Annotated in this window: 8 protein-coding genes and 1 tRNA gene; 3 read left to right on the plus strand and 6 right to left on the minus strand. The window is 50.8% G+C overall.

Annotated features, from left to right (window positions below):
- Nucleotides 1–151: 151 nt before the first annotated feature.
- The 3 genes from fadJ to ACLD11_RS08895 form a co-directional block, all read right to left on the minus strand.
- Nucleotides 152–2299 (minus strand): fatty acid oxidation complex subunit alpha FadJ, encoded by a 2148-nt coding sequence (fadJ, locus tag ACLD11_RS08885; RefSeq protein ID WP_000214147.1) that lies wholly within the window; start codon nt 2297–2299, stop codon nt 152–154.
- A complete protein-coding gene (gene fadI, locus ACLD11_RS08890) occupies nt 2299–3609 on the minus strand; it encodes an acetyl-CoA C-acyltransferase FadI (protein ID WP_001248132.1) in 1311 nt (436 codons plus the stop codon). The genes fadJ and fadI overlap by 1 nt, the downstream gene beginning before the upstream one ends.
- A 176-nt stretch (nt 3610–3785) precedes the next feature.
- Nucleotides 3786–4070 carry a YfcZ/YiiS family protein gene (locus tag ACLD11_RS08895; RefSeq protein WP_000030904.1) on the minus strand — a complete coding sequence of 95 codons (285 nt, stop codon included), beginning with the start codon at nt 4068–4070 and terminating at the stop codon, nt 3786–3788.
- A gap of 370 nt (nt 4071–4440) precedes the next feature.
- Here ACLD11_RS08895 and fadL point away from each other — a divergent pair, with 370 nt between their 5' ends.
- A complete protein-coding gene (gene fadL, locus ACLD11_RS08900) occupies nt 4441–5748 on the plus strand; it encodes a long-chain fatty acid transporter FadL (RefSeq protein ID WP_183059511.1) in 1308 nt (435 codons plus the stop codon).
- A 60-nt stretch (nt 5749–5808) separates the two neighbouring features.
- Here the strand turns inward: fadL and mlaA are convergent, their stop codons facing one another.
- The gene (gene mlaA / locus ACLD11_RS08905; protein WP_000776789.1) at nt 5809–6564 is read right to left on the minus strand and encodes a phospholipid-binding lipoprotein MlaA; all 756 of its coding nucleotides are present in this window, start codon (nt 6562–6564) and stop codon (nt 5809–5811) included.
- A gap of 288 nt (nt 6565–6852) precedes the next feature.
- Here mlaA and ACLD11_RS08910 point away from each other — a divergent pair, with 288 nt between their 5' ends.
- Both ACLD11_RS08910 and ACLD11_RS08915 read left to right on the plus strand, forming a co-directional pair.
- The gene (locus ACLD11_RS08910) at nt 6853–7794 is read left to right on the plus strand and encodes a formate/nitrite transporter family protein (protein WP_411014795.1); all 942 of its coding nucleotides are present in this window, start codon (nt 6853–6855) and stop codon (nt 7792–7794) included.
- Between the two features lie 75 nt (nt 7795–7869).
- A tRNA-Arg gene (locus ACLD11_RS08915) sits at nt 7870–7944 on the plus strand.
- Between the two features lie 156 nt (nt 7945–8100).
- On the opposite strand, the gene pgtE is transcribed toward ACLD11_RS08915, so the two are convergent.
- Together pgtE and ACLD11_RS08925 are read right to left on the minus strand one after the other, a co-directional pair.
- Nucleotides 8101–9039 carry an omptin family outer membrane protease PgtE gene (gene pgtE / locus ACLD11_RS08920; RefSeq protein ID WP_411011503.1) on the minus strand — a complete coding sequence of 313 codons (939 nt, stop codon included), beginning with the start codon at nt 9037–9039 and terminating at the stop codon, nt 8101–8103.
- A gap of 290 nt (nt 9040–9329) precedes the next feature.
- The coding region (locus tag ACLD11_RS08925) for an IS630 family transposase (RefSeq protein WP_411014796.1) at nt 9330–10108 on the minus strand (779 nt) is incomplete at its 5' end.

Below are 10108 nucleotides of genomic sequence, written 5' to 3' on the forward strand. Positions count from 1 at the left end.
CTGCGGCAAAAATGCGGTGGCCGGCATTGTGCCTTATCCATTCACCGAATGAAACGCTGTTTTTTACCTCAATGGCGTAAGTATAGTCAATCCTTGATTATTATTTCGCCACTAAGGAGGCATTCAGTGCGGATTCATATTCTCTTTGACCTCAATTTCCCTGGTCAGTTTCCCCATTCGTCCAGAAATGCTCCCTGCGCTCCGCCATACGCACTAATTGCTCACAAGGCGCGTAACGAGGACCGTAAAGTGCGGCCAGGCGCTGTAATGTCGCCACCATTTCACCCGGCCCGAGAGCATCCATATAGCGAAACGGGCCACCGAGAAACGGCGGAAAACCGATACCAAACACGGCGCCGATATCGCCATCGCGCGCGCTGCGAATCACTTTTTCGTCGAAACAGCGAGCCGCTTCGTTAAGCATTAACATGACACAGCGCTCTGCCACCTGCTGCGCAGACAGTCGACTCTGCCCTTGCACGCCAATAAGCTTATAAATAGCAGGGTCAACCTGTTTTTTGCTTTTACGCCCTTTTTCGCCATAAAGATAGAAACCGCGACCATTTTTTCTACCTTTGCGATCGTCATTCAAAATTGAAGCAACAACATTTGCAGGCGCGCTAAAACGTTCTCCATACGCCGCCTCAAGCACAGGAATAATTTTAGTGCCCGTGTCGATTCCCACCTCATCCAAAAGTTGGATTGGCCCCACCGGAAAACCAAATTTTACCAGGGCGGCGTCAATATGTTCGACGCGTTCGCCTTCAGTCAGCATCCGAATCGCCTCATTGATATACGGCGCAAGAATTCGGTTAACATAAAACCCGGCTTTATCACTGACGACTATCGGGGTTTTACCCTGTTTTTTCGCCAGCTTAACGGTCGTGGCGATGGTCTGCGCGGAAGTAGACGCATGAGGAATAACCTCAACCAGTGGCATTTTTTCGACCGGGCTAAAAAAGTGCAATCCAATCACCTGTTCCGGTCTGGCCGCATTCGCCGCAATATCGCCAATCGGCAGGGAAGAAGTATTGGAGGCAAAAATGGTGTGAGTAGCGCAATTTTGTTCCACTTCCGCCACCATCTGTTGTTTTAACGGCAGATCTTCAAACACCGCTTCAATGACCAGATCACGATGACTGAAACCACGATAATCGGTCGAACCTGATATCAACGCCAACTGTTTATCACGTTCGCTGGCTTTGATATGGCGGCGGCGTACTTTTGTTTCAAGCAGATCCCAGCTGTACTTCAGAGCATGATTGATCCCCTGAGTATTTATATCTTTAATTCGTACTGGCAATCCGCCTTTACAGGCCGTAACCCAGGCGATACCGCCACCCATTAACCCGCCGCCTAAGATGCCCACGCTGTTCAGCGGGCCGGGCGGCGCATCGCTACCGGGATCTTTTTTCACCTCGGTACTGGCAAAGAAAACAGCGCGCAGCGCCTGCGATTGAGGCGTCATCGCCAGCTCGCCGAAAGCGCGCGCTTCCGCGTCATAGCCGCTACTGCTGCCCTGCGCCAGTCCCGTTTCAATCACATCAATGATCCGCTCCGTCGCCGGATAATTACCCTGCGTTTTTTGCGCCGTCTTTTTACGCACCAGGCGAAATAACAGCGCACGCCCCAGCGGCCCCGCCAGGATACGTTCACGGACCGGCAATGTCCGTTGCGCCAGGCGTTCTTTTTTAGCCAGCTCGACAGCCGCTTCCAGTAAAATAGTTTGCGGCACCACATCATCAACCAGCCCGGCTTTAAGCGCCTGTCTGGCGCGAAGCTGTTTACCTGTCAGGATCATATCCAGCGCGGTACTGACCCCCACCAGCCGTGGAAGTCGCTGCGTTCCGCCCGATCCCGGTAAAAGCCCTAACTGTACCTCCGGCAGTCCAAGAACGGTTTTAACGTCATCGGTACAGATGCGCCGATGGCAGGCCAGCGCCATTTCAAGGCCGCCCCCCAGACAGGCGCCATGAATGGCGGCGATAACCGGAACAGGCAACGCCTGAATCTCCGCCATCAGTTGTTGCCCCTGACGCGCCAGCGTTTCCGCTTCCTGCGCGTTTTGGCAGTGACCTATCATGTTGATATCAGCGCCAGCAATAAAGTTATCTGCTTTGGCTGAGATAAAAACAACGCCCTGCAACGCTTTATTTTCCCGGATCTGCTTCAGGATGGCGCGTACCTGCGCGGCAAACTCCGCTTTCAGGGTGTTCACCTTTTCTCCAGGAACATCAATAGCGACAACTGCGACATTATCCAGACGCACGTTAAGCATAAAAGCTGATGTGGTAGTCATTATTCCGCCTCCAGAACCATCGCCGCGCCAAGACCGCCAGCCGCGCAGGCTGTGACCAGGCCAAAACCTCCGCCCCGACGCCGTAATTCATGCAACGTTTGGGTTATCATCCGTGCGCCCGTTGCGGCAAAAGGATGCCCGTAGGCGATTGAGCCGCCGAGCACGTTGAATTTAGCGTCATCCACCTCCCCTGTCGCCTGCGCACGACCAAGCACCTCACGGGCAAATCGTTCGCTGCCCAGCAGTTGTAAGTTCGCCAGAGTCTGAGCGGCAAACGCTTCATGCATGTCAAAAAGCGTCAGATCGGCCATCGTCAACCCGGCCCTCTCCAGCGCCAGCGGCGTTGACCAGGCCGGCCCCAATAGCATGTCCTGCCAGACATCAATAGCGGTAAAGGCGTAGCTGCGCAGATAACCAAGCGGGCGCAGCCCCAGCTCTTTAGCGCGGGATTCGGTCATCAGAATAACGGCGGCAGCGCCGTCGGTCAGCGGTGTACTATTGGCGGCGGTCACAGAGCCATGTTTTCTGTCAAAAGCGGGACGCAGTTTGGCGTAGTCCGCCAGCGTGGAGGTGCCGCGAATGTTGTTGTCTTCTGCAAAGGGGTTTTTATACGGCGGCACATAGGTCGTCATCACTTCTTCCGCCAGTTTACCCTCCGCCCATGCCTGCGCGGCGCGCTGATGTGAACGATGCGCCAGCGCGTCCTGCTGTTCACGCGTAATACCATACGTTTTCGCCATCTGTTCGGCGGTATCGCCCATGCGCAGACCGGTGGAATACTCAGCAACGGCGGGAGGAACGGGCAGCAGGTCGCGTAAGCGCAGACGAGAAAAAAGCGTCAGCCGTTGGCGGGTCGTCCGGGCTTTATTGACATCAACCAGTACCCGCGCCAGGGCTTTACTCACGCCTATTGGCAGTACCGACGACGAATCTGCGCCGCCAGCGATACCCGCGCGTATCGTGCCGGCCATCAGGCTTTCCGCCACATTCGCTACCGCCTGAAAACTGGTGGCGCAGGCGCGGCTTACGCTATAGGCATCGGTATGAACATTCATTCCCGTACCCAGCACAATTTCGCGCGCAATATTGGGGGCTTCCGGCATTTGTACTACCTGACCAAAAACCAGTTGCTCAATGGCATCGGCTGGAATTTCACTGCGCGCCAGCAGCTCGCCTACCACCATCTTGCCGAGATCAACAGCGGGAATACCATGAAATGCAGTGGCCTGACGAGCGAAGGGGGTTCGTAACCCACTGACAATAGCAATGCGATCGCCCTGGCGGGTGACCAACGGTAAAGCCTGACGCATAGTACTCCCCTGTAAAAAATAAATTAGTGGTCTGACCTGATCACAGTCTTAACCAATTTTTTACATTTAGCCAAGCAGAGAGAAAAGAAAGTGGGAGCTAAGACACAGTGAAGGGAAGCGACAAAAAAAGAAAACGCCTCCGCCAGATGATGACGGAGGCGTCGTGAATGAACGGATTAACGCAGGCCGAGCTGGAAGATCAGCGTTTCTGCTTCGCAGGCGAAAACAAAATCAATATCCAGACGAACGCCTTCGGATTCCTCGGTAAAGGTTGGCGTAATTTGGCAAGGTTCAGACTCCACGCTACGCGCTTTTTCGGTTAACGCCGCCAGCGTCTCTTCAGCCTCTGCGCGGGTAGCGAATACGCGGCTGTATGACGCGGTGCAATCGGAGTTGTCCATGATGGTTCCAACGTCCATACAGCAGCAAACCGGGGTTTCATCAGCACTGCATTTACTCATTGTAGATTTCCTCTGTATTTGCACCCAGGGTGCCAGATAAACGATGGGGATATTTTACGCTCCCGGCATTCGCCTCTCCAGTCGTTAATGGTGGGAAACGCGTTAAGTGACCGAAATCACACTTAAAAATGATCTAAAACAAAAATCGTGCGATCGGGTGACCGTTAAGCCCGCCGATTTTGCCAACCAGATCTCGTTTCTAAGATCACAATTGAAAAATCTTAAAAACATACTTGCAACATTCTGGCTGGTCAGACCTATACTCTCGCCACTGGTCTGATTTCTAAGTCGTACCGCAGACCCTACACTTCGCGCTCCTGTTACAGCATGTAACATAGTTTGTATAAAAATAATCAATGAGGTTATGGTCATGAGCCAGAAAACCCTGTTTACAAAGTCTGCTCTCGCAGTCGCAGTGGCAATCATCTCCACCCAGGCCTGGTCTGCAGGCTTTCAGTTAAACGAATTTTCTTCCTCTGGCCTTGGCCGGGCCTATTCGGGTGAAGGCGCAATCGCAGATGATGCGGGTAACGTTAGCCGCAACCCGGCGTTAATTACCATGTTTGACCGCCCGACGTTTTCAGCGGGCGCGGTTTATATAGATCCTGATGTTAATATTAGCGGGACATCGCCATCTCGTCGGACGTTAGATGCGGATAACATCGCGCCGACGGCCTGGGTGCCGAACGTCCATTTTGTCGCCCCGATTAACGATCAGTTTGGCTGGGGGGCTTCTATTACCTCTAACTATGGTCTGGCGACAGAGTTTAACGACACATACGCCGGCGGCTCGGTTGGCGGTACGACCGATCTTGAAACCATGAATCTGAATTTAAGCGGCGCTTATCGCTTAAATGAGGCCTGGAGCTTCGGCCTCGGCTTTGATGCAGTATACGCGCGCGCGAAAATCGAACGTTTTGCAGGCGATTTAGGCCAGTTGGTCGCGGCACAGAATCCGGCGCTGGCGCCGGTCGCGGGTCAGATTCCCAGCGACACCAAGATTGCCCACCTGAACGGTAATCAGTGGGGCTTTGGCTGGAATGCCGGTATCCTTTATGAACTGGATAAAAATAACCGCTACGCGCTGACCTACCGCTCGGAAGTCAAAATTGACTTTAAAGGCAACTACAGTAGCGATCTTCCCATCGGTATAAACCGATTTAACCTGCCTATCCCAACGGCAACCGGCGGCGCGACGCAGTCAGGCTACCTGACGCTGAATCTGCCGGAAATGTGGGAAGTGTCCGGTTATAACCGTGTGGCGCCACAGTGGGCTATCCACTATAGCCTGGCCTATACCAGTTGGAGTCAGTTCCAGGAATTGAAGGCAAAATCGACCGCTGGCGATACGCTCTTTGAGAAGCATGAAGGCTTTAAAGACGCTTACCGCATTGCGTTGGGCACCACCTATTACTACGATGACAACTGGACGTTCCGTACCGGTATCGCCTTCGATGACAGCCCGGTACCAGCGCAAAACCGTTCTATCTCTATTCCGGACCAGGACCGTTTCTGGCTGAGCGCCGGTACGACTTACGCCTTTAATAAAGATGCGTCTGTCGACGTTGGCGTCTCTTATATGCATGGTCAGAGCGTGAAAATTAATGAAGGCCCTTATCAGTTTGAATCTGAAGGGAAAGCCTGGCTGTTCGGTACTAACTTTAACTACGCGTTCTAATCTCTTTCTGAAGCGGATCAAAAAGGTGAGCATTGCGCTCACCTTTTTATTTACTGCCGTTTATTCCGAGTCGATCTCTTTGAGTTCGTCCTGAATCGCCTGCGCGTTCGGGTTTTCCTGCGGCTTGAGTTTTCCGCCATTGGCGATAAAGTCATGACGCTGGAAGTACGCCTCGCGCACCATAATATAAGGATCGGAAGACTGGCGCAGCAAACCATCGGAGTCCAGCAACTGCGCGCGGGTTTCTATCCCTTCGATAGTCCATTTTCCTATGGACATTGGCCAGGTCAACCACGAGAGCACCGGATACAAGGTATCCGCCATATCCCCGCCATCTTCACGCAGCGTGAAGCTGCCGTAGAACGGAAGTTGCACATAAGGCCCATACCCCACGCCATAATGGCCCAGCGTACTGCCAAAACGATGCGGCTCAACGCGCTGCAGCTTAGGATTCGCCATTCCCGCGACGTCAATAAAGCCGCCCATCCCTAATAAGGTGTTCAGGAAGAAACGGGTGAAATGCACCATACCCTGATAAGGATCGCCCTGCAGGAAATAGTTCACCATGATCGCCGGTTCTTCGAGGTTGCCGGTGAAATTACTTAAACCGTTACGCGCAGGCTGTGGAACATAGTCACGCCAGGCAACCGCGACTGGCCGAACAACATACGGGTCCAGCACATTAAAGTTGAAGTTGTACATGGTGCGGTTAAACCCTTCAAATGGGTCTGAACGCCCCTGCTGTTCTGTACCGGAACTCGCACACCCGACCAGCAGTGTGGTTCCCAGCGCCAGCGCCGACAGGCGAAGCTTCATAGATGTCTCCCTGTGAATTATGGCTATCGCTGATTGCCATCCATGACGGAACGCTACCGTATCCGCCTGTTTAGGTGTGAGCGATTTTAACAGCACGTCAAACGATGTCTATATGCGCGATCTCATTGCTCTGAGCATAGCCTGGTAACGCAACAACATGACGGCCCTATTCTAACGAAACAGATAAAAACGAGCGTGATCATTTTTATTTTTTCGGAGAATGCCCCGGCCTGGGTAAATGAAAAACCGCTACGCTTTATTAATATGTGTTAATCAGCAGGGATCATCATGGATAGCCTTAACGACGATAAAATTAACCGGCACAGCAGTGACCTGGAAGTTGAAAGCGAAGAAAAACAAAGCGGTAAAGAGATTGAAGTGGATGAAGATCGTCTTCCTTCCCGCGCCATGGCGATTCATGAACATATTCGCCAGGATGGTGAAAAAGAGATGGAACGCGATGCGATGGCTTTGCTCTGGTCAGCCATTGCCGCAGGACTTTCTATGGGGGCATCACTCCTGGCGAAAGGGATTTTCCACGTGCAGCTTGAAGGCGTTCCCGGCGGCTTTTTACTGGAAAATCTCGGCTATACCTTTGGTTTTATCATTGTCATCATGGCCCGCCAGCAATTATTTACTGAAAATACCGTTACTGCCGTATTGCCGGTAATGCAAAATCCCACTCTGAGTAACGTTGGCCTGCTGATGCGCTTATGGGGCGTAGTCTTATTGGGCAACCTTATTGGCACCGGGGTTGCGGCGTGGGCATTTGAATATATGCCTATATTTGATGAAGAGACCCGCGACGCCTTTGTCAAAATTGGTATGGAGGTCATGAAAAATAGCCCAACGGAGATGTTTGCCAACGCGATTACCTCTGGCTGGATCATCGCCACAATGGTATGGATGTTTCCTGCTGCAGGCGGGGCAAAAATTGTGGTCATTATTTTGATGACCTGGCTTATCGCGCTGGGCGATACCACCCATATTGTCGTCGGCTCCGTTGAAATTTTGTATTTGGTTTTCAACGGCACGCTGCCCTGGAGCGACTTTCTCTGGCCCTTCGCCCTTCCCACACTTGCCGGAAATATCTGCGGCGGCACCTTTATTTTCGCATTGATGAGCCACGCGCAAATCCGCAACGATATGAGCAATAAGCGTAAGGAAGAAGCGAGGCTACGCGGCGAGCGCCTGGAACGGGAGCGGAAAAAAGCGGAAAAACAGCGCTGAGTGGCGACGGTTTAACCAGTCAGGCGGCGCTACACTTACTCCGGCGAATAAAAAACGCTATACTGGCGCCGCGTTGTCCCCTTAGTTAAATGGATATAACGAGCCCCTCCTAAGGGCTAGTTGCAGGTTCGATTCCTGCAGGGGACACCATTGATACCCAGGAAATTCTCTTCTTGCTGCATAACCTTTCGAGCGGTTCCCCTTTCATGTTGCTTTTATTGCCACTATGCAATATCACCGGACATGCCATACGTTCAGCAAAAAGTCGTCATCGGCCAGTTATGACCGATGACATCCCGATGTGGTCTAGAAGCGGTACTGCAACCCCGCGGTAACCGTATAGTTATTATTAGCTATACCTGCGGCATCGCCACCAAAATACGCCGTATCACCGCTGGTTTTATCTATGATTTGCGTACCGCCCTTACCTTCTTCATATTTACTGTAAGCGAACTCAGCAAAGATTTTTGCATTACTGGTAATATAATATCCGGCGTCAATAGAAGCGCCATAATATCGTGAATTTTCCGTTTTTTCACGGAAGGTAAGTTTGCGCATGTAGTGTTCGTCATTATCATGCGCATTTACCCAGTCGCTGTATTTAAACAGTACATTACACTCAAAGTCATTAATACGATAATTACCCACCAGCCCGATATAGGGCATTTCGAAACGCTGGCTATAACCTATGCCGCGCACGCCATGAGGAAAATTACCAATATACCGACCATTATCATAAATATAAGACCCGCCTCTTGCCGTCCAGCTAAAACGGGTTTCCTGATAACCCGCTGTTACGCCCGCCTTGTAGTTATCACCCTGCAATAACCAACCTTTCACGTTCAAATCGTATTCATTAGCATAGTTGACGCTGGTGTCCGGATGAATTGAACGATCGGTCCAGCCTGGCTGCTCACTGCTCATCCAGTCACGGTCAACCATATGACCCGATCCCGACGCCAAAGACGTCCAGCCGCGGGCGTCCAGCGTCATGAACGAATAGGGCTCCCATGATAAATCCCCTTGCAACGTGGCGACATTTTTTATTTTCCAATCCAGTTGACTAATCTTCCGCCCGGTGTCGGTATCATAAACCAGCTCCCTGGATTTACCATTTAACACTCCCACGGAAAGGGATGTCGTGACGCTCTCAGGAGAGACGTCCGGAATAAATAAAGTAGACTCCGCATAAACCGACTCAGAAAATACGGCGATCATCATTACTGCAATAGCATGTTTTTTCATTTCTCTTGTCCTCATATTCAGATGTAATCTGGAGAGGTGATGAAGTTTTCATCTTGTCAAATCGTCGGACAAGAGTACATTTATTACGCCAGAGAACTTGACGTATTTTTACCTTATATTGAAGTTAAGAAATAGAATTTGATGCTCAGGTGAATAATAAGCAAACTATAATCATGATGGAGTGATTTATCACTATGGTGATGCGACGTTATCTGGCTAACGACATCGCTGCTGATGTTGTCAGCCAGATTGAAAGTAACTGTAATATCAGAATTTATACCCAATAAACCTCAAGATGCAGATTTCAGCACCTGAAAGTGATCATTAATTCGGGATGACAGAGAACCTGCTATATCCGGCAGCGTCTGGTTAAAAAACTCAGATATTGCGTCCCTGAATTCCTTCGTACTACTGAAGTAACGATTATTCCGCGCATGTTCGTTCATTAACTTCCACGTTCGCTCTATCGGATTCAGGTTCGGACTGTAAGGTGGAAGATAATGTAGCCTGATATTTACCACCTCCGCCCAGTCTTTCACTAACTGTGAACGGTGATAACCTGCGCCATCCAGAATAACGTGAATTTTCTGGTTGTAATCAGGATAAACCTTTCGTATCTCATTGAAAAAACGGGATACGTTATATTCATTAATCGTTTTATATTCGCAGATTAGCGGGTATTCCGGGGTCTTCAGATTCAGCGCCCCCATGATATTCAGCCACGTACGACTGCCTGTTGTTTTTACTGCTTTTTTCTGGCCTTTGCATATCCAGCCGTAGCTGATTTTAGTGGCCTGAGTTGGATGGACTCCATCAATAAAAAGAACCGGTTCATCACCCACGGTTTCTTTCAGTTCCTCATAATATTCAATAAATTGTCTTTGTTTCTCTTCACTGAACTTATGGGGGACGCCTGACGGCTTTTTGTAAGTGAAGCCGTTACGATGCAGCCACTTGTTCATGCCCGGAACGCTGAAAACGATGTTCCATGTCCGGGCAACAAACGCAATAACATCGCGGGCATGGTGAAACAAATTATCGGTTAACTGACTGATTAAAAAGGCTGTTT

Source organism: Salmonella sp. 741265116_PST, assembly GCF_046567715.1.
Classification (GTDB): Bacteria; Pseudomonadota; Gammaproteobacteria; order Enterobacterales; family Enterobacteriaceae; genus Salmonella; species Salmonella enterica.